The 26,088-nt window shown below is 67.0% G+C and carries 29 protein-coding genes; 8 read left to right on the plus strand and 21 right to left on the minus strand.

Features of this window, described 5'->3' with window-relative positions; all coding sequences use genetic code 11:
* Positions 1–32: 32 nt before the first annotated feature.
* On the minus strand, positions 33–1,328 hold the full coding sequence (gene purD, locus FHR96_RS19135) for a phosphoribosylamine--glycine ligase (protein WP_183389325.1): 1,296 nt from the start codon (positions 1,326–1,328) through the stop codon (positions 33–35).
* Positions 1,329–1,630: 302 nt separating this feature from the next.
* Positions 1,631–2,089 (minus strand): polyhydroxyalkanoate synthesis repressor PhaR, encoded by a 459-nt coding sequence (gene phaR / locus FHR96_RS19140; protein ID WP_183389326.1) that lies wholly within the window; start codon positions 2,087–2,089, stop codon positions 1,631–1,633.
* A 147-nt stretch (positions 2,090–2,236) separates the two neighbouring features.
* Here phaR and FHR96_RS19145 point away from each other — a divergent pair, with 147 nt between their 5' ends.
* On the plus strand, positions 2,237–2,950 hold the full coding sequence (locus tag FHR96_RS19145; protein ID WP_183389327.1) for a 16S rRNA (uracil(1498)-N(3))-methyltransferase: 714 nt from the start codon (positions 2,237–2,239) through the stop codon (positions 2,948–2,950).
* On the opposite strand, the gene FHR96_RS19150 is transcribed toward FHR96_RS19145, so the two are convergent.
* From FHR96_RS19150 to mbhE, 11 genes are all read right to left on the minus strand, one after another.
* A complete protein-coding gene (locus FHR96_RS19150) occupies positions 2,942–3,502 on the minus strand; it encodes an ATP-dependent zinc protease family protein (RefSeq protein WP_379685228.1) in 561 nt (186 codons plus the stop codon). The two genes, FHR96_RS19145 and FHR96_RS19150, sit on opposite strands and share 9 nt — an antisense overlap.
* A 5-nt stretch (positions 3,503–3,507) precedes the next feature.
* Complete coding sequence (locus FHR96_RS19155) at positions 3,508–4,779, minus strand: lytic murein transglycosylase (RefSeq protein WP_183389329.1); 1,272 nt, start codon at positions 4,777–4,779, stop codon at positions 3,508–3,510.
* A gap of 150 nt (positions 4,780–4,929) precedes the next feature.
* Entirely contained in the window at positions 4,930–6,267 is a 1,338-nt protein-coding gene (locus tag FHR96_RS19160) for a DASH family cryptochrome (RefSeq protein WP_183389330.1), read from the minus strand.
* Positions 6,264–6,440 (minus strand): DUF2256 domain-containing protein, encoded by a 177-nt coding sequence (locus tag FHR96_RS19165; protein WP_343066384.1) that lies wholly within the window; start codon positions 6,438–6,440, stop codon positions 6,264–6,266. The genes FHR96_RS19160 and FHR96_RS19165 overlap by 4 nt, the downstream gene beginning before the upstream one ends.
* 85 nt (positions 6,441–6,525) lie before the next feature.
* Positions 6,526–6,936, minus strand: coding sequence for a monovalent cation/H(+) antiporter subunit G (gene mnhG, locus FHR96_RS19170; protein ID WP_183389331.1), 411 nt, complete (start codon positions 6,934–6,936; stop codon positions 6,526–6,528).
* The gene (locus FHR96_RS19175) at positions 6,929–7,198 is read right to left on the minus strand and encodes a monovalent cation/H+ antiporter complex subunit F (RefSeq protein ID WP_183389332.1); all 270 of its coding nucleotides are present in this window, start codon (positions 7,196–7,198) and stop codon (positions 6,929–6,931) included. Before FHR96_RS19175 ends, mnhG begins: the two co-directional genes overlap by 8 nt.
* A gap of 39 nt (positions 7,199–7,237) precedes the next feature.
* Entirely contained in the window at positions 7,238–7,711 is a 474-nt protein-coding gene (locus FHR96_RS19180) for a Na+/H+ antiporter subunit E (protein ID WP_183389333.1), read from the minus strand.
* The gene (locus FHR96_RS19185) at positions 7,708–9,210 is read right to left on the minus strand and encodes a Na+/H+ antiporter subunit D (RefSeq protein ID WP_183389334.1); all 1,503 of its coding nucleotides are present in this window, start codon (positions 9,208–9,210) and stop codon (positions 7,708–7,710) included. The genes FHR96_RS19180 and FHR96_RS19185 overlap by 4 nt, the downstream gene beginning before the upstream one ends.
* On the minus strand, positions 9,207–9,554 hold the full coding sequence (locus FHR96_RS19190) for a Na+/H+ antiporter subunit C (RefSeq protein ID WP_183389335.1): 348 nt from the start codon (positions 9,552–9,554) through the stop codon (positions 9,207–9,209). The genes FHR96_RS19185 and FHR96_RS19190 overlap by 4 nt, the downstream gene beginning before the upstream one ends.
* Positions 9,555–9,564: 10 nt before the next feature.
* Positions 9,565–9,999 (minus strand): Na+/H+ antiporter subunit B, encoded by a 435-nt coding sequence (locus tag FHR96_RS19195; protein ID WP_183389336.1) that lies wholly within the window; start codon positions 9,997–9,999, stop codon positions 9,565–9,567.
* Positions 9,978–12,290, minus strand: coding sequence for a hydrogen gas-evolving membrane-bound hydrogenase subunit E (mbhE, locus tag FHR96_RS19200; protein ID WP_183389337.1), 2,313 nt, complete (start codon positions 12,288–12,290; stop codon positions 9,978–9,980). The genes FHR96_RS19195 and mbhE overlap by 22 nt, the downstream gene beginning before the upstream one ends.
* A 244-nt stretch (positions 12,291–12,534) precedes the next feature.
* Between mbhE and FHR96_RS19205 the strand changes: the two genes are divergently transcribed.
* The 6 genes from FHR96_RS19205 to FHR96_RS19230 are packed head-to-tail and all read left to right on the plus strand — an operon-like array spanning position 12,535 to position 18,410.
* Positions 12,535–15,357 carry a monovalent cation/H+ antiporter subunit A gene (locus FHR96_RS19205; RefSeq protein ID WP_183389338.1) on the plus strand — a complete coding sequence of 941 codons (2,823 nt, stop codon included), beginning with the start codon at positions 12,535–12,537 and terminating at the stop codon, positions 15,355–15,357.
* Complete coding sequence (locus FHR96_RS19210; protein ID WP_183389339.1) at positions 15,357–15,704, plus strand: Na+/H+ antiporter subunit C; 348 nt, start codon at positions 15,357–15,359, stop codon at positions 15,702–15,704. Before FHR96_RS19205 ends, FHR96_RS19210 begins: the two co-directional genes overlap by 1 nt.
* A complete protein-coding gene (locus FHR96_RS19215) occupies positions 15,701–17,212 on the plus strand; it encodes a monovalent cation/H+ antiporter subunit D (protein WP_183389340.1) in 1,512 nt (503 codons plus the stop codon). The genes FHR96_RS19210 and FHR96_RS19215 overlap by 4 nt, the downstream gene beginning before the upstream one ends.
* On the plus strand, positions 17,209–17,706 hold the full coding sequence (locus tag FHR96_RS19220) for a Na+/H+ antiporter subunit E (protein ID WP_183389341.1): 498 nt from the start codon (positions 17,209–17,211) through the stop codon (positions 17,704–17,706). The genes FHR96_RS19215 and FHR96_RS19220 overlap by 4 nt, the downstream gene beginning before the upstream one ends.
* Entirely contained in the window at positions 17,700–17,969 is a 270-nt protein-coding gene (locus FHR96_RS19225; RefSeq protein WP_183389342.1) for a K+/H+ antiporter subunit F, read from the plus strand. The genes FHR96_RS19220 and FHR96_RS19225 overlap by 7 nt, the downstream gene beginning before the upstream one ends.
* A 12-nt stretch (positions 17,970–17,981) precedes the next feature.
* Positions 17,982–18,410 carry a Na+/H+ antiporter subunit G gene (locus tag FHR96_RS19230; RefSeq protein ID WP_183389343.1) on the plus strand — a complete coding sequence of 143 codons (429 nt, stop codon included), beginning with the start codon at positions 17,982–17,984 and terminating at the stop codon, positions 18,408–18,410.
* Positions 18,411–18,491: 81 nt separating this feature from the next.
* Here the strand turns inward: FHR96_RS19230 and hemH are convergent, their stop codons facing one another.
* Entirely contained in the window at positions 18,492–19,577 is a 1,086-nt protein-coding gene (gene hemH / locus FHR96_RS19235; protein ID WP_183389344.1) for a ferrochelatase, read from the minus strand.
* 119 nt (positions 19,578–19,696) lie between these two features.
* On the opposite strand from hemH, the gene FHR96_RS19240 reads away from it, so the two are divergent.
* Positions 19,697–21,277, plus strand: coding sequence for a cryptochrome/photolyase family protein (locus tag FHR96_RS19240; RefSeq protein WP_183389345.1), 1,581 nt, complete (start codon positions 19,697–19,699; stop codon positions 21,275–21,277).
* A 129-nt stretch (positions 21,278–21,406) separates the two neighbouring features.
* Here the strand turns inward: FHR96_RS19240 and FHR96_RS19245 are convergent, their stop codons facing one another.
* From FHR96_RS19245 to rpsF, 7 genes are all read right to left on the minus strand, one after another.
* Positions 21,407–21,709 (minus strand): DUF6482 family protein, encoded by a 303-nt coding sequence (locus tag FHR96_RS19245; protein ID WP_183389346.1) that lies wholly within the window; start codon positions 21,707–21,709, stop codon positions 21,407–21,409.
* A 129-nt stretch (positions 21,710–21,838) separates the two neighbouring features.
* A complete protein-coding gene (locus FHR96_RS19250; RefSeq protein WP_183389347.1) occupies positions 21,839–22,132 on the minus strand; it encodes a hypothetical protein in 294 nt (97 codons plus the stop codon).
* A 66-nt stretch (positions 22,133–22,198) separates the two neighbouring features.
* Entirely contained in the window at positions 22,199–23,587 is a 1,389-nt protein-coding gene (dnaB, locus tag FHR96_RS19255) for a replicative DNA helicase (RefSeq protein WP_183389348.1), read from the minus strand.
* A 302-nt stretch (positions 23,588–23,889) separates the two neighbouring features.
* The gene (gene rplI, locus FHR96_RS19260; RefSeq protein ID WP_183389349.1) at positions 23,890–24,336 is read right to left on the minus strand and encodes a 50S ribosomal protein L9; all 447 of its coding nucleotides are present in this window, start codon (positions 24,334–24,336) and stop codon (positions 23,890–23,892) included.
* 15 nt (positions 24,337–24,351) lie between these two features.
* The gene (locus FHR96_RS19265; protein WP_183389354.1) at positions 24,352–25,203 is read right to left on the minus strand and encodes a hypothetical protein; all 852 of its coding nucleotides are present in this window, start codon (positions 25,201–25,203) and stop codon (positions 24,352–24,354) included.
* 12 nt (positions 25,204–25,215) lie between these two features.
* Positions 25,216–25,443, minus strand: a complete 228-nt coding sequence (rpsR, locus tag FHR96_RS19270) for a 30S ribosomal protein S18 (RefSeq protein ID WP_016853668.1) — start codon at positions 25,441–25,443, stop codon at positions 25,216–25,218.
* 32 nt (positions 25,444–25,475) lie between these two features.
* A complete protein-coding gene (rpsF, locus tag FHR96_RS19275) occupies positions 25,476–25,850 on the minus strand; it encodes a 30S ribosomal protein S6 (protein ID WP_183389350.1) in 375 nt (124 codons plus the stop codon).
* Positions 25,851–26,088: the final 238 nt, after the last annotated feature.

Below are 26,088 nucleotides of genomic sequence, written 5' to 3' on the forward strand. Positions count from 1 at the left end.
CCGCCTCCTCGTGATGCATGTCGTCCGGCCGCTCAGCCCTTGCCGCCTTCCCGGGCGATGGCACGGTGAGCGATGTCGCCGCGATGGAAAGCGTCCGGCCAGCGGATCTCTTCCACGCCGCGGTAGGCCAGGTCGCGGGCCATCGAGACACCCTCGCCCAGGGCGGTAACGCACAGCACGCGGCCGCCGGCGGTGAGCACCTCGCCCGCCTCGCCCTCGGCGGTGCCGGCATGGAAGACCTTGCTGCCGGCGGCCTCGGCGGCGTCGAGCCCTTCGATGGCGTCGCCCTTGCGGTAGCTGCCGGGATAGCCGCCGGCGGCCAGCACCACGCCGACCGCGGCACGGGCATCCCACTCGCAGGAATGGCCGGCCAGCTCGCCGCGGGCCCCGGCCAGGCACAGCTCGGCCAGGTCGGACTGCAGGCGCATCATGATCGGCTGGGTCTCGGGATCGCCGAAGCGGCAGTTGTACTCGATCACTCGGGGATTGCCCTCGGCGTCGATCATCAGCCCGGCGTACAGGAAACCGGTGTAGGGGTGACCTTCCTCGGCCATGCCACGCACCGTGGGTTGGATGACGCGTGCCATGATGCGCTCGAAGACCTCCTCGGTGACCACCGGCGCCGGGGAGTAGGCGCCCATGCCGCCGGTGTTGGGGCCCTGGTCGTCGTCGTAGGCGCGCTTGTGGTCCTGGCTGGTGGCCATGGGCAGCACCGTCTCGCCGTCGACCATGACGATGAAGCTGGCCTCCTCGCCGTCGAGGAAGTCTTCGATGACCACCCGCGCACCGGCATCGCCGAAGGCGTTGGCCTCGAGCATGTCGCGCACCGCCGCTTCGGCTTCCTCGAGGGTCATGGCCACGATCACGCCCTTGCCGGCCGCCAGGCCGTCGGCCTTGATGACGATCGGCGCTCCCCTCTCGGCGAGATAGGCCAGGGCCGGCTCGACCGCGACGAAGGTACGGTACTCGGCGGAGGGAATCGCATGGCGGGCCAGGAAGTCCTTGGTGAAGGCCTTGGACCCCTCGAGCTGGGCGGCGCCGGCGGTGGGACCGAAGATCGCCAGACCGGCATCGCGGAAGCGGTCGACCACGCCGGCCACCAGCGGGGCCTCGGGGCCGACGATGGTCAGGTCGATGGCCTGCTCGCTGGCGAAGGCGACCAGGCCGTCCAGGTCCTCGGCGCCGATGGCCACGTTCTCGAGGCCGGGCTCCCGGGCGGTGCCGGCGTTGCCCGGTGCCACGTAGACGGTCTCGACCCGTGGCGACTGGGCGACCTTCCAGGCCAGGGCATGTTCGCGGCCACCGCCGCCGATGATCAGAACCTTCATCCGCTGCTCTACCTCACTACACGGGAAACACGGGGAAAACGTCGCGGCATTATGTCAGAAAGCGGCCGCTGACGCCGCCCTGGGGGAAACTCGGGCAAGCCAGCCGACGCCTGGACACCTGGACACCTGGAAGACTAGCCCCTGCCGAGGACAGGCCGTCGCGTGGGTGCCATGGCCTGCTCTCCGATGCAGTCCCGACGTGGCCCTCCGGTATCCCGCGTCGCTTGACGAAGCGACGCGGTCTATCCGTGGCCGGCCTGCCGGGAGGCAGCCGCAGCCCTCGCCTTCGGGCAACGCCTGTGTCAGGCGTCGTCGTCGTCCTTGCGGCCCTTGCCGGCCTGGCCGCCGAGGTTCTGCTGCCAGAAGCGCATGTTTTCCTCGGCCAGTTCGCGCATCAGTTCCATGGGAGTATGGCGCATGGCCTGCTGCCACTGATCCTGCATGTGTTTCTGCTGCTCCATCATCAGCCGGGTGCCCTGCTCCAGGTAACGCGCCAGAGGCAGCGGCTGGGCCATGTTGTAGACCCGGATGAACTGGGCCAGCAGGTCGTTGGAGAACACCTGGGCGTCGCCGTCGGCCTGTTCCTGCTCGATGATGATGGTCAGCAGGATGGTACGGGTCAGGTCCTCGCCGCTCTTGGCGTCCTCGACCCGGAAGGGCACCTCGTCGAGGATCAGCTTGCGCAGGTCCTCGAGGGTCACATAGCGGCTCTGTTCGGTATCATAGAGCCGGCGGTTGGCATACTTGCGAATCACGCGCACGGCGCTGCTCCTTGTTCGATTCGGGTAGGCGGACGCCTCCTTATGCAGGTATTGTGCACCGCCCCACCTCCCATGCAAGGGAAAGGCGGATTTAATGCCACGCTCGCGCCGCCACGCCCGACGCCGATAGCCCACTACCGAGGCCACATGAACCTGATCCTGCTCTCGCCCGACGACATCGAGAACGACCGCCTGGCCCGGGTCCGAGACCCTCGTCGGCTCGTGCATCTCAGGGAGGTCCATCGGGCCCGGGCCGGCGACGCGATGACGCTTGGCATCGAAGGCGGCACCCTGGGGCGCGGCGAGCTGCTGAGCCTGAGTGAGACAGAGGCAGTCTTCGAGGTGTCCGGACTCGACCAGGCACCGCCGCCGGCCCTGCCGGTGCACCTGGTGCTGGCCCTGCCCCGCCCACGGATGCTCGCCCGCACCCTCGAACACGTGACTGCGCTGGGCGTGAAGGAGTTGACGCTGCTCAACACCCGGCGGGTGGAGAAGAGCTACTGGCAGTCACCGGAGCTTGGCGAGGAGAAAATCTATCGCCACCTGGTGCTGGGGCTCGAGCAGGCCCGGGATACTCGGCTGCCGAGGGTGACGCTGGCCAAGGGCTTTCGACCTTTCGTCGAGGATGCGCTACCGGGCCTGCTGGCCGACCGCCGGGGCCTGCTGGCCCACCCGGGCATGCCGGAGGCCTGCCCCCGCGGCATCGGGGAGGACACGCTGCTGGTGGTCGGCCCGGAGGGCGGCTTCATCCCCTGGGAGGTAGAGCGGCTGCTCGAGGCCGGCTGCCGCGGTATCCACATGGGCCCGCGCATCCTGCGGGTGGAGACCGCCGTGACCGCCCTGCTGGCACGCCTATTCTGATGCGTCGTGGTCGCCCTGATCGTTCGGGTCACCACCTTCAGGCGCATGGGGCACCCGCGGGGCGCTGCCGTCGCAGCGCGGCTCGGTCAGGTGAGTGCGTGCCACGTCCAGGCGCCCCAGGTGGCCGATGGTCTGCCGCCCCAGCAGCATCGGATAGTTCATGGACGAACGGTCGCGAAGGCTGAACTCCTCCTCGTAGATCACGCCGCCCACGCAGACATCGAGCAACACCACCGGCCGCTCATCGCGTCCGCCGGCGCCGCGCACCACCATGCGCCGAGCGCGGGGGCGCTCGAGGGTCATGGCAAAGGTCTCGCCCTCGGCGTCGTTTTCGAGCTGCAGCCGGAAGCGCACCCAAGGCTCGCCCGCCTTGTCGAAGGCGCGGATGTCGCGGGCATCCAGCGACGAGGTCAAGGCGCCACTGTCCAGCTTGGCCTCGAAGGGCAGATCCCAAGGCATCAGGGTCACCGGCTCGACCCAGCCCACCACGCGCTCGGGAGCCTCGGCGGCCGCCAGTGTCGGCCACAGTGCCGCCGCCAACAGCCACGCCATGCGCCTCATGGCGTCACCTCCTGCAGCCGTTCCAGCAGGGCCCGGGTGGCAAAGCCGTCCGGGATCACGCCGAGCTCACGCTGGAAGCCCCGCAGCCCGCGCCGGGTATTGGGACCGAGGATGCCGTCCGGTTCACCGACGTCGAAGCCGAGCGCATTGAGCCGGCGCTGCAGATCACGGACCTCGGTGCGCCGCAGTGGCGGCTCTCCACGCGGCCAGTCGCCGCGGATGGTGGGGCGACCGGCGATGGCGTCGCTCAGCACGGCCACCGCCAGCGCATAGCTGGTGGCATTGTTGTAGCGCAGGATGACCCGGAAGTTGTGGCCAATCAGGAAGGCCGGCCCTCGCGCCCCCGCCGGGGCGATCACAGCCGCGTCGTCCAGCGACGGCAGGGCACCGCCGCCCCGCGGGTGCACGCCGACGGCGGCCCACTCGGCGGAGGTGCGGCGAATCGTCGGCTCGGTCAGCGAATAGTCGAAGTCCGCCGGCAGCACGACCTCGGTTCCCCAGGGTTCGCTCGACCGCCAACCGGCCTCGTCGAGATAGCCGGCGATCGACGCCAGGACATCGGGGACGCTGCCCCAGATGTCGCGTCGGCCGTCACCGTCGCCGTCCACCGCGTGAGCCAGATAGCTCGACGGCAGGAACTGCGGATGCCCCATGGCGCCGGCCCACGACCCCACCATACGCTCGGCGGGCACGTCGCCTGCCTCCAGGATACGCAGCGCCGCCAACAGCTCGCCGCGGGCGAACTCGCGGCGTCGACCGTCGAAGGCCAGGGTCGCCAGGGCATCGAGGGTAGAAAAGTCGCCCTGATAGCCGCCGTAACTGCTCTCGATCCCCCAGATGGCGACCAGCACCTCGGCAGGCACGCCGAATCGCTCGGCCGCTTGTCGCGCCGCCTGGCGATGTTCGGCGAGCCGGGCCTGGCCGGCACTCACCCGGTTCGCCGATATCGCCCCATCCAGATACTCCCAGATCGGGCGTACGAACTCTGGCTGGCGCCGATCCAGTTCAATGACACGCGGGAGATAATGCAATTCGTCGAGGTACGCCAGGGTCGACGCGCCGACGCCCTCCTCTTGAGCCAGACGCCGAAAGTCGCGCCGCCAGGCGGCGAAATCCCGCGCTTGTTCAGGACGATCGATCCGATCATCGGGCCCGGTACCGGTTGACGCAGGGGCTTGCGAAGCGGCCTCGGCATGGGGCGTGGCAAGGCCTTGGCAGCCGGCCAGGCTGGCGCACAGCAGTACGAGAAACAAGAGCGGGGGCAGCATGTCAACGACGTTCCTTGGCGAAAACAGGCCCCGATGATCGCCCAGATCGAACGCTCAGACCAGTCGCGGCAAGCGCTACCCTCGAACCCGGGTGGCATACGTCAGGATCAGGCAGACGATCGAAGGACCCAGCGCGCATCGCGTCGGGCGCTATCGGGTCGACGGTGCCAACGGCGGTGGAAAGGTGGCAGGAGCATGTCGCCAGGGCCGATGACGGGCTTCCCCCGCGGGCAGGCTCGACAGTTCGGGACACCATCGAACCGCATAGTCGCCGTGAGGATCGTAGCACTCGGCCTGATCGAGCACCTCGAAGCGGTGCGCCCTGACGTGTCGCCCGCGGCCCGCGATATAGCCCCAGTTACCCCAGTTGCTGGCGGCGTCGTAGTCGATCAGGCAGCGCTCGAACCAGGCGGCGCCCAGTCGCCAGTCGACGTTCAGGTCATGCACGAGGAAACTGGCCACGTTCTGTCGTGCCCGGTTCGATAGCCACCCGGTATCGGCAAGCTCGCGCATGCCGGCATCGACGAACGGCAGACCGGTCTCGCCTCGACACCAGGCCGCGAAGGCGTCTCCGCCGAGCGGCGCCGTTTCGCGCCCGTAGAGGGTGCGACCGTCCTGCCGGGCCGCCCAATGGAAATACTCCCGCCATAGCAGCTCGAAGCGCAGCCAGCGACTCGACTCGCTATCGCCGTGCTCCGTTTCCCAGGCATGCAACGCATCATTGACCTGGGCGGCAGACACGCAGCCATGAGCCAGCCATGGCGAGAGACGGCTGGAGAAGTCGGCCCCCACCAGGCCATTGCGGGTGTGGGCATAGTGCGACACGGCCCCGCTGCCCCACAGGTAATCGTCCAACCGCGCGCGCCCCGCCGCCTCGCCGCCGGTGAAGCGAAAGCCACCCCGGGGCGAGGCGCGCCAGCGATCTGCACGAGGACACACGCGGCGAAGCGCCGGAAGTCCCCGCGGCGCCGAAGGGGGCCAGGGCGGCAGGGTCACCGGTGCCGGAATGCCACGCTGGGGCACCATCTCTCGCATCTTCCGGCGAAACGCCGAGAAACCGGCCGGCAGTGCCTCGATGGCCAATGGCAGGCTGGCCGACGAGAACAGCATGCCGCTCTCCAGCACCTCCACCCGACACTCGTTCGCAAGGCGGTGGCGCAAGCGGTCGACCGCCCGCACCTCTTCCCAGCCGGGGTCATGACGCACCCGCACGCGTCCAGCCCCCTCCGAGGCGACCAGCTTGGCTACCTCATCGGCCGGATCGCCGAGTCGTACCAGCAAGTCGCTTCCCTGCGCGAGCAGGCAACCCCGCAATTCGATCAAGCACTGCCACAGGAAACCAAGACGAGCCGACCCCAGCCGACCGTCCGCCAGCCAGCGCTCGTCGAGGACGTAGACGCAGAGCAGGTGTTCGTCGAGGGGACCGCCGAACAGCGGGTTGTCGGCCAGGCGCAGGTCCTGGCGCAGCCAGACCAGATCAACGCTCATGCCTGCCTCCCGGCTCGCGCCGAACGATGCGCCTCGCGTCGACAGCGTTCGCTGCAGTAGCGCACTTCTTCCCAGCAGCGCGCCCACTTGCGACGCCACCTAAAGGGACGACTGCAGGTCGGACATGTCTTGGCGGGCAGATCGGCCTTGCGACGCATGATGGCACCAATCATGGACACGCATAAAAAGTCGTACAATAAATGTACAGGATATAGCGAATGAACGCGAACGCAAGTCCGCCGGGACCGGCGGAGACGCTCAAGGAACGTCGGAACTGTTGCGGGGCGGGTCGCTCGGGCCCCCGCTCTCTTCCTCGACGCCACTATGAAGGCGATGGTTCAGCGGATCGTAGTGGGGCCTGAGCTCGTCCTTGACGGTGCCGCTCCAGGGTCGCGCCCCCACGAAATAACCGGCTCGACCGATGGCATGGGCCGCCACCGGCGCGGTCAGCATCACGAACAGCACCACGCCCAGAGCGCGAGCCACCACGCCCGCCTCGCCGAAGTGTAGAGCCACTCCCAGCATGATCAACGCCACCCCGAGGGTCGCCGCCTTGGTCGTGGCATGCAGGCGCGTCAGCAGGTCGGGCATGCGCCACACCCCCAATGCGGCTACCAGCATGAAACCGGTCCCGGCCAGCAGCAGGCTTCCCACCAGCACTTCAATCATCTCGCTGCCCTCCGCGTTCGAGGAAGCGTGCGAAACCGATGGTCGCCATGAAGCCCATCAGTGCCATGACGATGGCCACATCGAGCAGTGCCGACACCCCATAGGCAATGGCCAGCAGGCCGATCATGCCAACCACCAGGGTCGCAAACAGCTCGAGCGCCACGACCCGGTCCGGCAGGCTGGGCCCTAGGCACAAGCGCACCAGCGCCATGGCGAGACCGACGGTCAAGGCCAGCAGGCACAACGACAGCAACAGTGACATGGTCTCCTCCCGGTCGAGACCCGCGGCAACGGACACGGCCTAGCGGAACAGCGCCAGCGCCCGACGTTCCAGCTCGGCCAGACCGCGTCGCAGAGCCGGCTCGTCGTCCAGGAACATGGCGTGGATGTAGAGCACGCGACGATCGTCAGAGACATCCAGACTGAGCGTACCCGGCGTCAGGGAAATCAGGTTGGCGACGAAGGCAATCTCGAAATCGCTGCGCGCCCTGAGCGGCATGGCGATCACTCCCGGCCGCATATACCAGGGCGGAGTAACGATGTCATACGCCACGCGCAGGTTCGCCAGCAGCAGCTGACGCAGGAAGAAGCCGGCGAAGGCCAGCCACCTCGGTAGCCGACGCGCATGGCCGGCAAGCGCCGGCACTCCTGGCTGGAGAACCGCCAGCGCCAGATAGGCGAACAGCAGCCCGGCGAACAGGCTCGGGCCGCTGAAGTCGCCGCTCAGTACCATCCAGGCCAGCCCCAGCAGCAGGGTCCAGACCACCGCGATCATGGCACCATCTCCTCCCCCAGCACCGCTTCGATATAGCGCTCGGGCGCCAGCAACTGCTGGGCCGCGGCCTCGGCGATGCCATAGAGGGGCCCCGCCTGCAGGCCGATCAGCAGCGTGCACACCGCCAGCCCCACGACCGGCAACAGCATCAGCCACCGTTCGCCGCGAGCGAGGACCGCGATGCGGGGCGAGCCCTCCGGCAGCGCTTTCCAGAACACCTCGGCCCATATCTTGAGCATCGAGTACAGCGTCAGCAGGCCCACCAGCACGGCGATGGCCGTGACGCCGAAGGCGCCGGCCTCGAGCCCGGCACGAAGGATCAGGAACTTGGCGAAGAACCCCGAGAGCGGCGGCATGCCGGCCAGCGACAGCGCCGCCACCAGGAACAGCACCGCCATCCAGGGCGAGCGGTGATACATCCCGCCGAGATGCTCCAGCCGGTAGCTGCCATGCAGGCGATGAACGATGCCCCCGATCAGGAACAGGTTCGACTTCACGATGATGTGGTGGACGATATAGAAGATCCCTGCCAGCACCGCCAGGGGCGTGAACAGCGCCAGCCCCAGCAGCATGTAACCGATCTGGCTGACGATGTGGAAGGACAGGATACGCCGCAGGTCGAACTGCACCATGGCGCCCAGCACGCCGGTCAGCATGGTCAGCCCCGCTCCCCACAGCAGGATCTGCTGGGCTTGCCCGGAGCCGAGCGGGAAAATCAGCGTGAAGACGCGATACAGGGCATAGACTCCCACCTTGGTGAGCAGACCGGCAAACAGTGCCGACACCGCCACCGGCGGCGTGTGGTAAGAGGCCGGCAACCAGAAGAACAGCGGAAAGGCCGCGGCCTTGATGCCGAAGGCGACCAGGAACATCAGCGCCAGCGCCTCGATGGGACCACCGTCCAGCGTCGCCACCCGTCGAGCGACGTGCGCCATGTTCAGGCTTCCCACCAGGCCGTACAGCAACCCCACGGCCATCAGGAAGATCACCGATGACAGCAGATTGAGGGTGACGTACTTGATGGCGCCCTCCATCTGCGCCTTCTCGCCGCCCAGGGTCAGCAGGGCGAAGGACGCCACCAGCATCACCTCGAACCACACATAGAGGTTGAAGATATCACCGGTGAGGAAGGCCCCGACGACCCCCGCCAGCAGCAAGTGCAGCAGCGGAAAGTAGCCGAAGGCCTCGTGGCCCTTCCCGGTCGTGGCCAGCGAGTACAGCGCCACGGCCAGGCCGATCAGGCCGGTGATCACCACCATCAGGGCGCTCAGGAGATCGGCCACCAGGCTGATACCGAAGGGCGCAGGCCAGCCTCCCACCTGCAGCACCCGAATGCCGTCCTGCCAGACCGAGGCCAACAGCCAGAGCCCGCAGGCCAGCAGCGTCAAGGTCCCCAGCACCGCAATCGCTCGCTGCAGGGCCTGCCATCGCCAGGCCACCAGCGACAGGGTACCGGCCAGCAGCGGAACCAGCAGCGGCAGGGCCAGGGAGGGCGTCATCGGTCGGTATCCTGCAGCCGGTCCAGGTCGTCGGTGCGCACCAGCTCCCAGGCACGACGCACCAGCACCACGGCAAAGGACAGCACGCCGAAGGAGATGACGATGGCGGTCAGCACCAGCGCCTGGGGCAAGGGATCGGCCACGGCACTTGGCGGCGCCGCGAGTCCTTCGGGCACCAGCGGTGGAGCCCCACGGCGTAGCCCGGCGGTGACGAAGACCAGCAGGTTGGCCGCGTTGGACAGCAGCATCAGGCCGATCACCAGCTTGACGATGGAGCGGCGCAGCAGCATGTAGACGGCGGCAGCGAAAAGAATGCCGACGATCACGGCGAGCAGGGCTTCCATGACACCTCCTTCAGGACGGCACGTCGTCCTGATCGATCTCCACCAGAGCCGTAATGGCCGTCAACAGCGCACCGAGCACCACCAGGTAGACGCCCAGGTCGAACAGCAGCGGCGTCGACAGCGCTACGCCGAACGGCGGCAGCGTCCACCACTGGGCGGTAAAGAACGGCTCGCCTCGCCACCAGGCCGGCAGGGTGGACGCCACGCCGAGCAGCAATCCCAGGCCGACCATGTCGCGGGGAGCGATCCTCAGCAGGGCGGTCAGGGCTCGGCGACCGTGGGCAAAGAGGTAAAGAGCAAAACCACCGGCGGCGACCAGGCCGGCGATGAAGCCGCCGCCGGGCGTATCATGTCCGCGCAGCAGCAGGAACACCGAGAACAACAGCTGCAGGGGCAACAGCAGCTGGGCGGCCACGCCGAGGATCAGGGTGCCGGACTTGACCATGACGACTCCTCGGCGCGCAGGCACAGCATGGCGTAGACCCCGGTGGCGGCCAGGGCCAGCACGAACACCTCGCCCAGGGTATCCAGGGCGCGGATGTCCACCAGGATGACGTTGACCAGATTGCGGCCATGCCCCAGGGGCTGGCCTTGGCTGACCATCCAGTCGGAAATGCGCGGCAGTCGCTCGCCGTCGAGCACGGCCAGCATCAGGGCGGTTACCAGGCCACCGGCCAGTCCGGCTATACCGAGGTCGCGCCACCGCTGCCGGAACGATGACAGCCGGGTGAAGTGCGGCAGGCGAAACAGCACCAGGGCCAGCAGCACCACGGTGAGCGTTTCCACCAACAGCTGGGTGATCGCCAGGTCGGGAGCGGAGAACAGCACGAAGGTCAGGGCGATGGCGAACCCCATGCTGCCGAGCGCCGCCACGGCGGCCAGCCGCGAACGCACCAGACAGGCCGTCACGGCGGCAACGGCCATCAGTCCTGCCACCATCCCCTCGAAGGCCTGAATGCCCGATGACGGCCACCCTGGCAGGCCGTGATGGACGACCAGCGCCTGTCCGACCAGGCCGATCCAGCTCATCAGGATGATCGCCAGGTAGGAGCGCAGATGACCGTTCTGCAGCCATCGGGTCTGCCACTCCGCCAGTTGCAGGGTCCGCCAGCCCAGCGCCGCATGCCAGACCTCAGGCCCGCGCGCCACCCACGGCGCCAGGCCAACCTCCAGCCAGCCGCGCAGCCGGTCCCAGTGGCGGAAGGCCAGCCATCCCAGCAGCAGCCCGCCCAGCGACAGCGCCAAGGGCCAGCCGAAACCGTGCCACAGCGCCAGATGCGGCGCCTCGCCCGGCGCCCCGATCGCCGACAGGGCGGCGCTCAACAGGCCATCGAGCACCCCGGGCCCAAGCCCGGCCAGCAGCGAGAGCGTGGCCAACGGCGCTGCGCCGAGCAGCAGCGACGACGGCCGGCTGCGCGGCGCCCGCGGCGTGGCGACCGGAGGGCCGAAGAAGGGCCGCACGGCAACGATGGCGGCCACCGCCACCATCAGCCCGGCCGCCGGGACCAACGCCGCCAGCGCCACCCCGCCCCAAGGATCCGACGTCAGTAATGTCGCCCACACCTGCTCCTTGGCGACGAAGCCCAGGGTCGGAGGCAGCCCGGCCAGCGACAGCGCGGCCAGGGCGGCGACCAGGGCGGTGCCGGGCAACGCGTGACGCAGGCCACCCATGGCGGTGATGTCCAGGGTCCCGGTGGAGACGTCGAGGATCCCGGCGACCAGGAACAAGGCGCCCTTGTAGAAGGCGTGGGCCACCAGGAACACCAGGCAGGCCGTCAACGCCGTTCGGGTGCCGACGCCCAGCAGCAGCGTCATGACACCGAGCGCCATCACCGTGGAGTGGGCCAGCATCAGCTTGAGATTGGTCTGGCGCAGCGCCATCACCGCCCCCAGCACCAGGGTCACTCCGCCGACCAGCACCAGGGTCAGCGTCCAGGCGACGCTGCCGCCCAACGCTGGGTGCAGGCGCGCCATGAGGTAGATACCGGCCTTGACCAGGGTCGCCGAGTGCAGATAGGCCGAGACCGGGGTCGGCGCCACCATGGCGTTGGGCAGCCAGAACTGGAAGGGGAACTGGGCCGACTTGGTGAAGGCTCCGAGGAGTATGCCGGCCAGCAGGCATGGATAGAGCGGATGGGCGCGAAGCGTGTCGCCGCGGGTCACCAGCGTGGCCAGCGACCAGCTGTCGCCGGCCTGGGCCAGCAGAATCAACCCCACCAGCAGCGCCAGCCCGCCGCCGGTGGTGATCAACAATGCCTGCCGTGCGGCCTGGCGAGCCAGCGGGTCGGTGTGGCGAAAGCCGATCAGCAGATAGGAACTCAACCCGGTGAGCTCCCAGAACACGAACAGTGCCACCAGGTTATCGGCCAGGACCAGGCCGAGCATCGCCGTCATGAAGACGAGAAAGAGCACCAGAAAGCGCGGCAGTTGAGAATGTCCTCGCAGGTAGCCCCCGGCATAGACCAGTACCAGACCACCGATGCCGACGATCAGCAGGGCAAACAGCAGCGCCAGGCCGTCGAGGCGGAACGTCAGGCTGACGTCGAGGGCGGGCATCCAGGCCCACTCGCTGACCAGAGCCTCACCGGCCACCACGCCAGACCACTGCCCCAGCAGCCAGGCCAGGATAGCGGCGGGCCACAGTGCCAGCAGCAGCGCAGCACGCCCCCCCATGAGGCGATGCAGCCAGGGCGCCACCCCCGACACCACGAAGCCCCCCAATACCAGCGCCTGCATGACGCGCTCCCCGGCCCCCGGGCATGGGGCCATTCGACGGACGCTCCCTTCCACTCTAGTCGAGACTGGCCGCCGGCGACCAAGAAGCGCGCGGACACTGCCCTGTTACGGTACAGTGTGGGGCGATTGCCTTCATGGGGCACGACTCGCCCAGGGACGGATGCGACGCCTGCCACTTGCGTTCGGCCGCACCCTCGGCATGATGACGCCCTGAGCCAACGCAACCGTGCAGGATGACCGACCGATGACCTTGCTGTGGATAGCGCTGCTACCCCTTCTCGGTGTGCTGGTGCCGGCGCTCGGCGCCAGCCTGAGACGCCGCGAATGTTCCCTGGCCACCGCCGCCCTGCCCGCCCTGGCGCTGCTACTGACGCTGGCCGAAGTGCCGGCACTGCTCGACGGAGAGACGCTGCGTTTCGCCGTCGACTGGATCCCGGCGCTCGGCCTGGAGCTGGCCTTCCGCCTCGATGGCCTGACACTCTTGTTCAACTTGCTGATCCTGGGCATCGGCCTGCTGATCCTGCTCTACGCCCACTACTATCTGGCGCCGGAAGAACCCTACGGACGCTTCTATGCCTACCTGATCCTGTTCATGGCCTCCATGGTCGGCATCGTGATGGCCGACAACCTGCTGCTACTGTGGCTGTTCTGGGAGCTCACCAGCCTGTCGTCCTTCCTGCTGATCGGCTTCTGGTCCCACCGCAGCGATGCCCGCAAGGGTGCGCGCATGGCGTTGGCGGTCACCGGTGCCGGTGGACTGGCGCTGCTGGCCGGTTTCCTGCTGATCGGCGATGTCGTCGGCAGCTACAACCTGGACCGGGTGCTGACCAGCGGCGACGCGATCCTCGCCGATCCGCGCTATCCGCTGATCCTCGCCCTGGTGCTGCTGGGCGCCTTCGCCAAGTCGGCCCAGTTTCCCTTCCAGTTCTGGCTGCCCCACGCCATGGCCGCACCGACGCCGGTCTCGGCCTATCTGCACTCGGCGACCATGGTCAAGGCCGGTATCTTTCTGATGGCTCGCCTGCATCCCGCGCTGGCCGGCAGCGAGCTATGGACCCTGGTGGTCTCGCTGGTGGGCATGACCACCCTGCTCTATGGCGCCTGGTTTGCGCTGATGAAGACCGACCTCAAGGGCATCCTGGCGTTCTCCACGGTCAGTCACCTGGGCCTGATCACGGTCCTGCTGGGCATCGGCAGCCCCATGGCCGTGCTGGCCGCGCTGTTCCACATCCTCAATCACGCCACCTTCAAGGCGGCGCTGTTCATGGGCTCGGGGATCATCGACCACGAGACCGGCACTCGCGAGCTGGCCCGCCTGGGTGGGCTGGCGCGCGTCATGCCGCTCACCGCCGTGCTGACGGCCATCGCCGGCGCGGCGATGGCCGGGGTGCCGCTGCTCAACGGCTTCCTGTCCAAGGAGATGCTGTTCACCGAAACCCTGGAAACGCCGGTCCTGGGCGGCCTGAGCTGGCTGATGCCAGCGCTGGCCACCGCCGGTGGCGTGCTGTCGGTGGCCTACTCGCTGCGCCTGGTCCACGCCGTATTCTTCAAGGCGCCGCGCCAGGCCCCGCCCAAGGCACCGCACGATCCGCCTCGCATGATGAGCGCGCCGATGGCGCTGCTGACGGCGCTGTGCGTGCTGGTCGGCCTGTTCCCCTCGGCGCTGGCCGGCGGCCTGCTCGACCTGGCCACCCGCGCCGTCCTGCTGGTGCCGCTGGAGTTCCACCTGGCGATCTGGCACGGCTTCAACCTGCCGCTGGCGATGAGTGCCGTGGCCCTGGTCGCCGGGGTGGGCCTCTACCTGCTCCACGCTCACCTGCGCCGCTTCCTGCGCGGCTTTCGGCCGGTGGATGCGCGACTGGTATTCGAGGCCGCCATGCAGCGCTCGGCACGACACGCCGAACGCCTGCTGGGGCACCTCGACAACGCCTCTCTGCAACGCTACATGGGGCTGCTGTTGCTGGCGGCCCTGGGGCTCGTCGCCCTGGGGCTGGGCCAGATGCCGAGCCTGGCCGGCGACCAACCCCAGCAACCGGTGGACGGTGTGCTGCTGACCGGGGCGGCACTGCTGATCTTCAGCGGGCTGGCCACGGCGATCACCCACCGCCACCGCCTCATCTCGCTGCTGATGCTGTCCATGGTGGGGCTGCTGGTATCGCTGACCTTCGCGCGCTTCTCCGCCCCGGACCTGGCACTGACCCAGCTCTCGGTAGAGGTGGTGACCATCATCCTGCTGATGCTGGCACTGTTCTTCCTGCCGCAGAAGACGCCCCGCGAGTCCTCGCTGCCGCGCAGCCTACGCGACGCCGCCCTGGCCAGCGCCCTGGGCATGACCATCGCCAGCCTCAACTACGCCGTGCTGACCCGCGACATCAGCAGCATCTCGGGCTTCTTCCTCGACAACAGCGTGACCGGCGGTGGCGGCCACAACGTGGTCAACGTCATCCTGGTCGACTTCCGAGGCTTCGATACCCTGGGCGAGATCACCGTACTGGCCATTGCCGGGCTGGCCATCTTCAAGCTGCTCAACCGCCTGCGGCTGTTCATGCCGCACAGCGACGCCGAGGGGCGGCTATGGTGCCCGGATCGCTATCCGATGATCCTCACCACCATCTCCCAGGCCCTGCTGCCGCTGGCCCTGCTGGTCTCCGCCTTCATCTTCCTGCGCGGCCACAACCTGCCTGGCGGGGGGTTCATCGCCGGATTGATCACCGCCGTGGCGCTGATCCTGCTGCTCATGGCCCGGGGGGTGGAATGGGCCCAGTCGCGCCTCGACTTCCAGTACCAGCCGGTGGCCATCGCCGGCGTGGGCCTGGCGGCCTTGACCGGGCTTGGCAGCTGGCTGTTCGGCCATCCCTTCCTGACCTCGGCCTTCGGCCATTTCCACCTGCCGCTGGTCGGTGACTTCGAACTGGCCACCGCCCTGCTCTTCGACCTGGGGGTCTACCTGGCCGTGGTGGGCGCAACCCTGATGATTCTGGCCAACCTCGGCAAGGTGACCACCGCGCACCGTCCGGTGAAGGACGACCACTCTGCCGACACCGCCACCGGCAAGGAGAAACGCTGATGGAAAGTCTCTATGCCATCACCACCGGCGTGCTGAGCGCCTGCGGCCTCTACCTGATGCTGCGGGGCCGCACCTTTCCCGTGGTGGTGGGCCTGACCCTGTTGTCCTACGCGGTCAACCTGTTCCTGTTTTCCATGGGCGGGCTGACCACCCATGGCGCGGCCATCATCGATGGTGACCGGCACTATGCCGACCCGTTACCCCAGGCGCTGGTGCTGACCGCCATCGTCATCGGCTTCGCCATGACCGCCTTCGCGGTGATCCTGGCCATGCGGGCCCGCGGCGACATGGGCAACGACCATGTCGACGGCCGTACCCGCGAAGATCGCGAGGAGGGGCGTCGATGAGTCAACACCTGATCGTCCTGCCCATCGTCCTGCCGCTGCTCGCCGGCGTGATACTGCTGCGCTCGCGACTCGGGGGCACCCGCCTCAAGCGCAGGCTTGGCGTAGGCGCCACCCTTCTGCTGGTGTTGGTATCCGCCTTGCTGCTGGCCCGTGCGGCAGATGGCGAGATCGCCTACTACGCCTTGGGAGACTGGCAGCCCCCGTTCGGCATCGTGCTGGTCCTGGACCGACTCTCTGCGCTGCTGGTCCTGCTCACCTCGGTGCTGGCACTGGGTTGCGTGATCTTCGCCTGCGGCGGCGACGATGAGCAGGGCAGCAACTTCCACGGCCTCTTCCAGTTGCAGCTGATGGGCATCAACGGCGCCTTCCTGACCGGCGACCTGTTCAACCTCTTCGTGTTCTTCGAGGTGCTGCTGCTGGCCTCCTACGCCCTGCTGCTTCACGGCGGTGGCAAGTCGCGCACCCAGGCCGCGGTTCACTACGTCGTGCTCAATCTGGCCGGCTCGGCGCTGTTCCTGATCGCCGTGGGCACCCTGTATGGCGCCACCGGCACCCTCAACATGGCCGACATGGCGGTGCGCCTGGGCGAGCTGCCCGCCGAGCGCACCGGCCTGGTGACTGCCGGCGCCCTGCTGCTGCTGGTAGTGTTCGGCCTCAAGTCCGCCATACTGCCGCTGTATTTCTGGCTGCCTCGGGCCTATTCTGCGGCGCCGGCCCCGGTGGCGGCGCTGTTCGCCATCATGACCAAGGTCGGCGTCTACGCCATCCTGCGAGTCTACTCACTGGTGTTCGGCGAACAGGCCGGGGACCTGGCCGCCCTGCAGCAACCCTGGGTGTGGTGGCTTTCGCTGGCAACGCTGGCGGTGGCGACCCTCGGCGTACTGGCGGCACGCGACCTGCGCTTGCTGGTCGCCTATCTGGTGCTGGTCTCGGTGGGCACGCTGCTGGCCGGGGTCGGCATGGGCTCGGTCGAGGCCACCGCCTCGCTGCTTTACTACCTGGTCCACACGACCCTGATCACCGGGGGGTTGTTCCTGCTCGCCGAGATGATCGGATTGCAACGCGGCAAGGCCGGTACCCGCATCGTCAAGGGCAGGCCACTGACCCAGGGCGGTGCCCTGGCGCTGCTGTTCCTGGGCGGCGCCATTGCCGTGGCGGGCCTGCCGCCGCTGTCCGGCGCCATCGGCAAGGCACTGCTGCTGGATGCCGCCACCCATGCCCAGCAGCCCTGGCTATGGCCGCTGCTGCTGGCCAGCGGCCTGAGCGCCATGATCGCGCTGTCGCGGGCCGGCTCGACGCTGTTCTGGCGCAGCCAGCAGGGCGAGCGCGACGGCGAACCATTGCCCCGTCAACACTGGATCGGCGTCAGCCTGTTGCTGGCCGCCTCTCCCCTGTTAGTGGCCTTGGCTGGTCCCATCAGCGACTATACCCACGCCACCGCCGAACAGTTGGCCAACCCCGACGCCGTGGTTCGCACCCTGCTGTCCGATGCTGGAGACGCCTCATGATCCGCCCCCGTTCCTGGCTTCCGATCCCGCTGCTGTCGCTGCTGCTGCTGGTGGTCTGGCTGCTGCTGGTGCGTAGCCTGTCCTTCGGCCACTTCCTGCTGGGCGGCTTGCTGGCCGTCGCGATCCCACTGTTCACCTATCGCTTCTGGGATGTCCAGCCACAGATCAAGCGCCCGGGGCTCTTGCTGCGCTACATACTGCGGGTGCTCGGCGACATCGTGGTCGCCAACTTCCAGGTCGCCTGGCTGATTCTCAACCCCCGCCAGCGCTCGCGGCCGCACTTCGTGGAATACCCCTTGATGCTGGAGGAACGCTTCACCATCACGCTGCTGGCGAGCACCATCAGTCTCACCCCGGGGACGGTGTCGGCCAACCTGCGCATGGATGGCAAGACGCTACTGATCCATGCGCTCGACGCCGAGGACGACGAGCAGTTGATCGAGCAGATTCGCGAACGCTACGAGCGCCCGCTCAAGGAGATCTACGAATGCTAGACATTGCGTTGAAGATCAGCCTGACATTGGTGATGACGGCCCTGGTGCTCAACGCCTACCGCTTGACGGTAGGGCCCAGTCTCCCCGATCGCATCCTGGCGCTGGACACCATGTACGTGAACTCCATCGCGCTGATCGTGCTGCTCGGCCTGTGGCTCAATACCAAGACCTACTTCGAGGCGGCGGTGCTGATCGCCATGCTCGGTTTCATCGGCACCGTCGCGGTCTGCAAGTACCTGCTGCGCGGCGATATCATCGAATAGGAGGCGATCGGCATGACGTTCTACGTGATTCTCGAGGGAGTCATCTCCCTGTTCCTGATCGCCGGCGGCGCCTTTGCCTTCATTGGATCTCTGGGCATGGCCCACCTGCGGGACTTCTACATGCGCCTGCACGGACCGACGAAAGCCACCACCATGGGTATCGGCTGCATCCTGGTCGGCTCGATGTGCTATTTCGGCATTGCCGACAACGAGCCGGTGATCCAGGAAGTATTGATCGCCCTGTTCCTGTTCATCACCGCGCCGGTGAGCGCCCACCTGCTGGCCAAGACCGGACTGCACCTGCGACTCGAGTACATCAACAAGACTCGCGGCCGCCCCGTCGAGCTGCACAAGGAGGAGATCGGCGAAACGCCAGTTCCGCATGGCACCCCCGAGGAGCGCGCGCCCATCACTCTCGAGAAACGCTCGTCACGTCACTAGACGCGGCGTGAGTCGGTAGGCACGACACTCGCTGGCGGCCCTTGAGCCGCCATCCCTTCGTCACACCTTTGAAACGGGGCACTAGAGCCAGCCCGCCAGCTCCTGGCGGGCGATGGCTTCCAACGCCGCGACGTGGTCGTCGCGGGCATTCAGGCAGGGCACATAGGTGAAGGTCTCGCCGCCGGCCGCCAGGAAGGCATCGCGGATCTCCTGCTGGATCTCCTCCAGGGTCTCGACGCAGTCGGCGGCGAAGGCCGGCGAGATCACCGCGATGTGCCGGCGCCCCTCCCGGGCCAGGGCGGCGACTCGCTCGACGGTGGCCGGCCCCACCCACTCCTCGGGCCCGAATTTCGACTGGAAGGTGGTCTCGATGGCCTCGTCCGACATCCCCAGCGCCTCCTGGAGCAGGCGCGTGGTCTGGCGGCAATGGCAATAGTAGGGATCTCCCGCATCGAGATAGCGCTTGGGCACGCCATGATACGACGCCACCAGGACCTCCGGTGCTGTCTGGGCAGCCTCGTAGGCTTCTCGAACCGAGCCGGCCAGCGCCTCGAGATAGTCCGGATGTCGGTAATAGGCAGGCACCGTGCGCACCGAGGGCTGCCACTTGAGCGTCATCAGGGTACGGAAGACCTGATCGCAGGCGGTGGCGGTCGTCGGCGAACCATACTGGGGATAGAGCGGGAAGAACAGGATTCGCTCACACCCCCGGGCCTGCAGCCGGCGCAGCACGCTATCGGTGGAAGGGTTGCCGTAGCGCATGCAGAAATCCACTTCGACCCGATCCCCGAAGGCCGATTCGAGCCGGGTCGCCAGCTTGGCGGTCTGTTCGCGGGTGATGGTCAGCAGAGGACTCTCATCGAGCCCCTGATTCCAGATACTGCGGTAGGCCTTGCCCGAGACGAAGGGGCGCCGGATCAGGATCACCAGCTGCAGCAGCGGCTGCCAAAGCCAGCGCGGGTAGTCCACCACTCTGCGGTCGGAGAGAAACTCACCGAGATAACGCCGCATCGACCAGTAGTCGGTGGCGTCCGGGGTCCCGAGGTTGGCCAGCACCACACCTACCTTACCCTCGGGCAGTGCAGGATGCCCTCGCGGCGCATGGCCAAGCCGGCCCTCGCCCGGGGCGACCAGTGCGGAATCGGAAGAGTGCTTGAAGACGGCCATGACGCGCTTTCCCCGTGATCGGCGTGAGTCGGATGATCCAGCCCTTAGCCTATCATCCCGGGCAAGCACGCGGAATATAGTTATACTATCAGCTCCATTTGTATAATTCTTGGTGAAACATGTCGTGTCCCCTGATCCTGGTGCTCGGCGACCAGCTCAGCCACAGCCTGTCGAGCCTGCGCGATGCCCCTGACGGGGCCGTCGTGGCCCTGTGCGAGGTGGCCGAAGAAGGCCGCTACGTGCCCCATCACCCGCAGAAGATCGCGCTGATCCTCGCCGCCATGCGCCATTTCGCCGGGGAACTTCGAGCCAAGGGCTGGCGGGTCCATTACAGTGCCCTGGATGCTCCCGACAACGTCCAGACGCTGATCGGCGAGGCCGAACGTCTCGCCGCACTCTACGGCTGCGATGAGGTTCGCGTCACACGTCCCGGAGAGTGGCGGCTGTGGCAGGCGATGCAAGAGCGTCGTGACGCCGCCCTGCCCTGGCGCCTCGTGGAGGACGATCGCTTCTACGTCACGCCGGACGCGTTCGCCGACTGGGCCAGGGGACGCAGCACGCTGCGCCTGGAGGGCTTCTACCGCGAGATGCGCCGCCACACCGGCCTGCTGATGGAGGGGGACTCACCTCTTGGAGGCCGCTGGAACTTCGACCACGACAACCGCGAGCCGCTGCCCGAGCATCTCGAGGCGCCGGAGCCGCCATGCCACCGCCGGGATGCCACCACCCGTGAAGTACTGGTCCTGGTCGCCGAGCATTTCGGCGACCATTTCGGCGCTCTCGAGGGGTTCCACTGGCCGGTGACACGCCGCCAGTCGCTGGTCGACCTGCGCCACTTCATCGCCAACCTGCTGCCCCACTTCGGTCGCTACCAGGACGCCATCAGCGACGACCAGCCCTTCCTGTTCCACTCGCGCCTTTCTGCCGCCCTGAATCTCGGGCTCCTCGCTCCCCAGGAGGTATGCGCCGCCGTGGAAGCGGCCTATCAGGACGGCAAGGCACCGCTGAACGCAGCGGAGGGGTTCATTCGCCAGATCCTCGGCTGGCGAGAGTATGTGCGCGGCCTCTACTGGACGCGCATGCCGTCCTACAAGCGCGCCAATTACCTCGACGGACAGCGCGGCCTGCCCGATTTCTACTGGAGCGGTGACACGGAGCTGCGCTGCCTGAAACGGGCCATCGAGATGACCCGCGACAACGCCTATGCCCATCACATCCAGCGGCTGATGGTGACCGGCAATTTTGCGCTGCTGTGCGACGTGGCCCCCGCGGCGCTGTGCGACTGGTACCTGGCGGTCTATGCCGACGCCTGCGAATGGGTGGAACTGCCCAATACCCTGGGCATGGTACTGCACGGCGATGGCGGCCTGATGGGCTCCAAGCCCTACTGTGCTTCGGGAAAGTACCTCGACCGCATGTCGGACCACTGCCAGCGCTGCCGCTATGATCCCAAGCGGTCCACCGAGGAGAATGCCTGCCCCCTCAACAGCCTTTATTGGCGCTTCATCGAACGCCACGCCGATCGCCTGGCCGACAACCCACGCATGAAACCCATCCTGGGTAACCTGGCTCGCATGTCCGATGCCCGGCGAACGGCACTGAGAAAGCGAGCCGAGGCCTTCCTCGCTACACTCGACACCGAACCGGCCTACGGCCAGGGAGCACACAGCGCAGGCTACGAGGCTGCAGAAAGCGACTGAGGCAAGAGGCGGAGTCATGGTCCGCCAATATAAGGAGGGAAGGAAAGCGAAGGCCGCACGAGCGCCTGGGTGGGGCAGTCAGCGTTCAAGGCCGCCTTGAGAAGGCGGACGAAGTAGCGCGGATGAAACCTAGAAGACCAGCGGCATGCGTGAAGCCAGCGGGTCACGATAGTGGGTGTCGCGGCCGATCACCTCGTCGTGTGGCACCTGCTGGACCAGATAGGCCCGATGAATGCCGGCCCGCTTGAGTTCCAGGTAGACGTCGTCGAGGGCGCGAAACAGCATCGGCTTGCCGCTGCGGGTCAACATGTGGCGTCGTCCCTCCACGTCCTCGAGTTCGACCTGGTAGCAATGGCTGCCGGCATGGCCGATCACGCGGATCTCGAAGTTGTCGTGCTGGGCCACGAAGGCCTTGAGGTCGTTGAAGTCCATGGGTCCCTCCATCTCGGGATCACTGGGTGGATCGGGCACAGCCTGACGCTGCCCGATGACACTCGGATGACGAATCCGTGTCGACCGTATGACCGATGAAGGAGCCCCTGGGTTCCTTGCGTTCGAGAGCTACTGGTAGTCGGAGGGATCGATCGCCTTGCCCAGGGAGTTGCGATCGACCCACTTGCCGGCCTTGGTTTCCTTGTAGCGAAACACCACGCGATCGCCGATCGCCACCGGCAACTCGGCATCTTCAGTCTGATAGCTGTAGTTCTCGCCATCCACCACCAGTTGATAGCGATAGAGGTCCGGCATGCCCAACCACTCCTTGAACGGACCTTCCCGCTCCGCGGACTGCAACTCGCCGCGTGCCTCGAGTTTCGGGGTGCGCCGCCGATTACCGCGCCGAAATCCGCCTGCCATGGTGCTCCTCCAGTGTGCTGTTCAGGGGGATGGGATTATACGGTGCCGACCGTCTCACTCAAGGGGTCACTCGCCGAAGGCCTCGCCGTAGCTGTCAGGCGCCAGATCCTCGAAGCGGGTGTACTTGCCGATGAAGGCCATATGCACCGTGCCGATGGGGCCGTTACGCTGCTTGCCGATGATGAATTCGGCCAGCCCCTGATTGTCGGGGTTATCCGGATTGTAGACCTCGTCACGATAGACGAAACCGATCAGGTCGGCGTCCTGCTCGATGGCCCCGGATTCCCGCAGATCCGACATCACCGGGCGCTTGTTGGGTCGCTGCTCCAGCGAGCGGTTGAGCTGCGACAGCGCCACCACCGGACAGCCGAACTCCTTGGCCAGGCCCTTCAGGGAGCGCGAGATCTCCGAGATCTCGCCGGTGCGGTTCTCGGAGAAGCCTGGGATCTGCATCAGCTGCAGGTAATCGATCATGATCAGCGCCAGGTTGCCGTGCTCGCGCACGACCCGACGAATACGCGAGCGCATCTCGTTGGGCGACAGCGCCGCGGTGTCATCGATGAACAGCTGCTTGTCCTTGAGCAGGTTGACCGCCGAAGTCAGCCGCGGCCAGTCCTCGTCCTCGAGCTGGCCGGTCCTCACTCGGGTCTGGTCGATGCGCCCCAGCGAGGAGAGCATGCGCAGCATGATCGACTCGCCGGGCATCTCCATGGAGAACACCATCACCGGCTTGTCGCTGGAGATCACCGCATGCTCCACCAGGTTCATGGCGAAGGTGGTCTTGCCCATGGAGGGGCGCCCGGCGACGATCACCAGGTCCGAGGGCTGCAGGCCGGAGGTCATGTCGTCCAGGTCGCGGAAGCCGGTCGACAGGCCGGTCATCTCACCCTGCATGTTGAACATCTCGTCGATGCGATCCACTGCCTTGGCCAGCAGATCGCTCATGCCGACGGGCCCGCCCTCCTTGGGGCGCTCCTCGCTGATCTGGAACACCAGACGCTCGGCCTCGTTGACCAGCTCGTCGGCCGGTCGCCCCTGGGGCGCAAAGGCGCTCTCGGCGACCTGGTTGGCGGCATGGATCAGCTTGCGCAGCGTGGCCCGCTCGCGAACGATGTCGGCGTAGGCGCGGATATTGCTGGCCGACGGCGTATTGCGGGCCAGCTCCGCCAGGGTCGCCAGGCCGCCGACGGTTTCCAGCTGATCGCGACCCTCGAGCGCCTCGGAGAGGGTCACCACATCCAATGGCTGGCCCTGTTCGGCCAGCGCGGTCATGACGTTGAAGATCAGCCGGTGTTCGTAGCGATAGAAGTCGCCCGCCACCAGGCGGTCGGCCACGCTGTCCCAGGCCTGATTGTCGAGCATCAGCCCACCGAGCACCGATTGCTCGGCTTCCAGCGAATGCGGCGGCACCTTCAGCGCCGCGGTCTCCTGGTCGAGCTCGAGGGGTTCATTCATGGTGACAGGCACCTCCGCTATTCACCTGGCCATCAAGGACGATCGCCCTGATCCCTTTGATCATTGCCCAAGCCACGCCGGCAACAAGGTGTGAATCCGCTGGCGTGGCAAGGGCTCTCGACGGCATGATGGCCGTCGACGACATGTCCCTGTACCGCCATCGATTGCCCCGGCTGGCCGGGGCAATCGATGGACCGGCACATTCTACCCGAAGGTAGCGCCAGGCCTAAGCCCGGAAACGGGGCAGCAAAAAGGGGCGCGAGGATTTCTCCTCGCGCCCCTGGCAGCCGGTGGGCTCGGGCTTATTCGGCCACGACCACCACGCGCACGGTCGCGTCGACTTCGGCGTGCAGGTGCAGCTCGATGTCGTACTCGCCGGTCTGGCGAATCGGACCTTCCGGCATGCGGACTTCGCTCTTGGCCACTTCGATACCGGCAGAGGAAATCGCGTCGGCCAGGTCACGCGGACCGATGGAACCGAACAGCTTGCCCTCGTCACCGGCCTTGGCGACCAGCGACAGCTCGATGTCGTTGAGCTGTTCGGCGCGAGCCTCGGCTTCGGCCTTGCGCTCGGCGGCCTCGGCCTCGAGCTCGGAGCGCTGGGCCTCGAAGGCCTCGATGTTGTCCTTGGTGGCCGGCACGGCGAGACCGTAGGGCACCAGGTAGTTGCGGCCATAACCGGGCTTGACGGTGACCTGGTCACCCAGACCGCCCAGCTTGCCAATCTTGTCGAGCAGAATGACTTCCATCTCGTAAACCTCTTGTCAGTCGCTGCGGCCGAGCCGTGCGCGGAAGTCCGCGAACGAGTCGATCAGGGCCGCAAGCAGCACGATGAGAATCATGGGCCAGGTGGTGATCAGCAACACATAGAAGGCGACCAGCCACAGCCCGTTCATTCCCTTCAATCCGATGACACCATGTACCAGCGCGATGCCGGCCACCAGCAGCGGCACCCAGAGCATCAAGCCCAGGCCGGGCAACACCAGCACCGCACCGACGGCGAGAATCACCATCAGCACCAGCAGCTCGCGCGGCGCCAGGCGCAGGGCGTGGAACTCCTCGCGGAAGCCGCCCGGGTTATACAGCCCCGCCTGCCAGCTCCTGGCCAGGGCCAGGCAGGCCACCGCCGCCAGCAGCACCACCAGCCCGGTGACACCGCCGATCAGCAATTCGGCGAGGTGCTCGGTCTCGAGCCCCTGTCGCGCGAACTCGTCGAGCATCGAGGCGATCTCGGGCGAGCTCTGGCGGAGCTGTTCCAGCAGCGGGCCGGCCCCGCCCGGGGGCAGGAAGATCCCCAACTGGATCATCGCCGCCCCGGCAAGGGCGCCGACGATCAACGTCTCGCTCCAGCGCAGCCGGGCGCGCAGCACCACCGCCATCAGCGTGACCAGCAGGATGCAGGCCAGCGGAATGACGTCGCCCCGAGTCCACCACCATCCCGCGGGCACGGCGGCGGCGACGATCACCGGCAGCGCCGGCGACAGGCCCCGACGCAGGGCGACCAGGCCGGCGATGGCGGCCCCCAGCCAGAACAGCCAGGGCACCAGGGTGGCGGCGGCCGCCCCGATGACCGACTGGGGCGTGCCGCGCATCATCCAGCGGGCAACGGGCAGCATCACGCCAGCGTCTTACTGGTGGCTATCGGTGTAGGGCAGCAGTGCCAGATAGCGTGCCCGCTTGATGGCGGTGGACAGCTGGCGCTGGTAACGGGCCTTGGTCCCGGTGATGCGGCTGGGAACGATCTTGCCGGTCTCGGTGATGTAGGCCTTGAGGGTGTCCAGATCCTTGTAATCGATCTGCTTCACGCCCTCGGCGGTGAAACGGCAGAACTTACGGCGACGGAAAAAGCGTGCCATGGGGAAGACTCCTTAGACGTGCGATGTGTGGCTTAGGCGGACTGGGCGGGACGTGACGGCTTCTCGTCACGACGGGCGCGCTTGTCTTCCGCCGGCTTCATCATCGGCGAAGCCTCGGTGATGGCTTCCTTGCAGCGCACAACCAGGCTGCGGATGATGGCGTCGTTGAAGCGGAAGATGTTCTCGATTTCCTCGAGGGTCTCGCCGCGGCACTCGACGTTCATCAGCACGTAGTGAGCCTTGTGGATCTTGTTGATCGGGTAGGCCAGGTGACGGCGACCCCAATCCTCGAGGCGATGCACGGTACCGCCGTTCTCGGTGACGACGCTGGTGTAGCGCTCGACCATCGCCGGAACCTGCTCGCTCTGGTCCGGGTGGACCATGAAGACGATTTCGTAGTGACGCATGGATTCTCCTTGCGGTTTGACAGCTTCCAGTGGAGACAGCATGCGCGCCCCAGGGGAAGCAAGGAGGTGATTATCGAAATACACGGCGCCCGTTCGTCAGACGAACGGGCGCCAGTATTCTAAAGACTGCGCGACGGGGACGCAAGCTGGAAGCTGGAAGCTGGAAGCTGGAAGCTGGAAGCTGGAAGCTGGAAGCTGGAAGCTGGAAGCTGGAAGCTGGAAGCTGGAAGCTGGAAGC

The organism is Halomonas organivorans (assembly GCF_014192055.1).
Taxonomy (GTDB): Bacteria; Pseudomonadota; Gammaproteobacteria; order Pseudomonadales; family Halomonadaceae; genus Halomonas; species Halomonas organivorans.

Coding starts and splice junctions, on each gene's coding strand:
- purD (WP_183389325.1), bottom strand. CDS start 1,328: ATGAAGGTTCTGATCATCGGCGGCGGTGGCCGCGAACATGCCCTGGCC.
- FHR96_RS19145 (WP_183389327.1), top strand. CDS start 2,237: ATGAACCTGATCCTGCTCTCGCCCGACGACATCGAGAACGACCGCCTG.
- FHR96_RS19150 (WP_379685228.1), bottom strand. CDS start 3,502: ATGGCGTGGCTGTTGGCGGCGGCACTGTGGCCGACACTGGCGGCCGCC.
- FHR96_RS19155 (WP_183389329.1), bottom strand. CDS start 4,779: ATGCTGCCCCCGCTCTTGTTTCTCGTACTGCTGTGCGCCAGCCTGGCC.
- FHR96_RS19160 (WP_183389330.1), bottom strand. CDS start 6,267: ATGAGCGTTGATCTGGTCTGGCTGCGCCAGGACCTGCGCCTGGCCGAC.
- FHR96_RS19165 (WP_343066384.1), bottom strand. CDS start 6,440: ATGATTGGTGCCATCATGCGTCGCAAGGCCGATCTGCCCGCCAAGACA.
- mnhG (WP_183389331.1), bottom strand. CDS start 6,936: ATGATTGAAGTGCTGGTGGGAAGCCTGCTGCTGGCCGGGACCGGTTTC.
- FHR96_RS19175 (WP_183389332.1), bottom strand. CDS start 7,198: ATGTCACTGTTGCTGTCGTTGTGCCTGCTGGCCTTGACCGTCGGTCTC.
- FHR96_RS19180 (WP_183389333.1), bottom strand. CDS start 7,711: ATGATCGCGGTGGTCTGGACCCTGCTGCTGGGGCTGGCCTGGATGGTA.
- FHR96_RS19185 (WP_183389334.1), bottom strand. CDS start 9,210: ATGACGCCCTCCCTGGCCCTGCCGCTGCTGGTTCCGCTGCTGGCCGGT.
- FHR96_RS19190 (WP_183389335.1), bottom strand. CDS start 9,554: ATGGAAGCCCTGCTCGCCGTGATCGTCGGCATTCTTTTCGCTGCCGCC.
- FHR96_RS19195 (WP_183389336.1), bottom strand. CDS start 9,999: ATGGTCAAGTCCGGCACCCTGATCCTCGGCGTGGCCGCCCAGCTGCTG.
- mbhE (WP_183389337.1), bottom strand. CDS start 12,290: ATGCAGGCGCTGGTATTGGGGGGCTTCGTGGTGTCGGGGGTGGCGCCC.
- FHR96_RS19205 (WP_183389338.1), top strand. CDS start 12,535: ATGACCTTGCTGTGGATAGCGCTGCTACCCCTTCTCGGTGTGCTGGTG.
- FHR96_RS19210 (WP_183389339.1), top strand. CDS start 15,357: ATGGAAAGTCTCTATGCCATCACCACCGGCGTGCTGAGCGCCTGCGGC.
- FHR96_RS19215 (WP_183389340.1), top strand. CDS start 15,701: ATGAGTCAACACCTGATCGTCCTGCCCATCGTCCTGCCGCTGCTCGCC.
- FHR96_RS19220 (WP_183389341.1), top strand. CDS start 17,209: ATGATCCGCCCCCGTTCCTGGCTTCCGATCCCGCTGCTGTCGCTGCTG.
- FHR96_RS19225 (WP_183389342.1), top strand. CDS start 17,700: ATGCTAGACATTGCGTTGAAGATCAGCCTGACATTGGTGATGACGGCC.
- FHR96_RS19230 (WP_183389343.1), top strand. CDS start 17,982: ATGACGTTCTACGTGATTCTCGAGGGAGTCATCTCCCTGTTCCTGATC.
- hemH (WP_183389344.1), bottom strand. CDS start 19,577: ATGGCCGTCTTCAAGCACTCTTCCGATTCCGCACTGGTCGCCCCGGGC.
- FHR96_RS19240 (WP_183389345.1), top strand. CDS start 19,697: ATGTCGTGTCCCCTGATCCTGGTGCTCGGCGACCAGCTCAGCCACAGC.
- FHR96_RS19245 (WP_183389346.1), bottom strand. CDS start 21,709: ATGGACTTCAACGACCTCAAGGCCTTCGTGGCCCAGCACGACAACTTC.
- FHR96_RS19250 (WP_183389347.1), bottom strand. CDS start 22,132: ATGGCAGGCGGATTTCGGCGCGGTAATCGGCGGCGCACCCCGAAACTC.
- dnaB (WP_183389348.1), bottom strand. CDS start 23,587: ATGAATGAACCCCTCGAGCTCGACCAGGAGACCGCGGCGCTGAAGGTG.
- rplI (WP_183389349.1), bottom strand. CDS start 24,336: ATGGAAGTCATTCTGCTCGACAAGATTGGCAAGCTGGGCGGTCTGGGT.
- FHR96_RS19265 (WP_183389354.1), bottom strand. CDS start 25,203: ATGCTGCCCGTTGCCCGCTGGATGATGCGCGGCACGCCCCAGTCGGTC.
- rpsR (WP_016853668.1), bottom strand. CDS start 25,443: ATGGCACGCTTTTTCCGTCGCCGTAAGTTCTGCCGTTTCACCGCCGAG.
- rpsF (WP_183389350.1), bottom strand. CDS start 25,850: ATGCGTCACTACGAAATCGTCTTCATGGTCCACCCGGACCAGAGCGAG.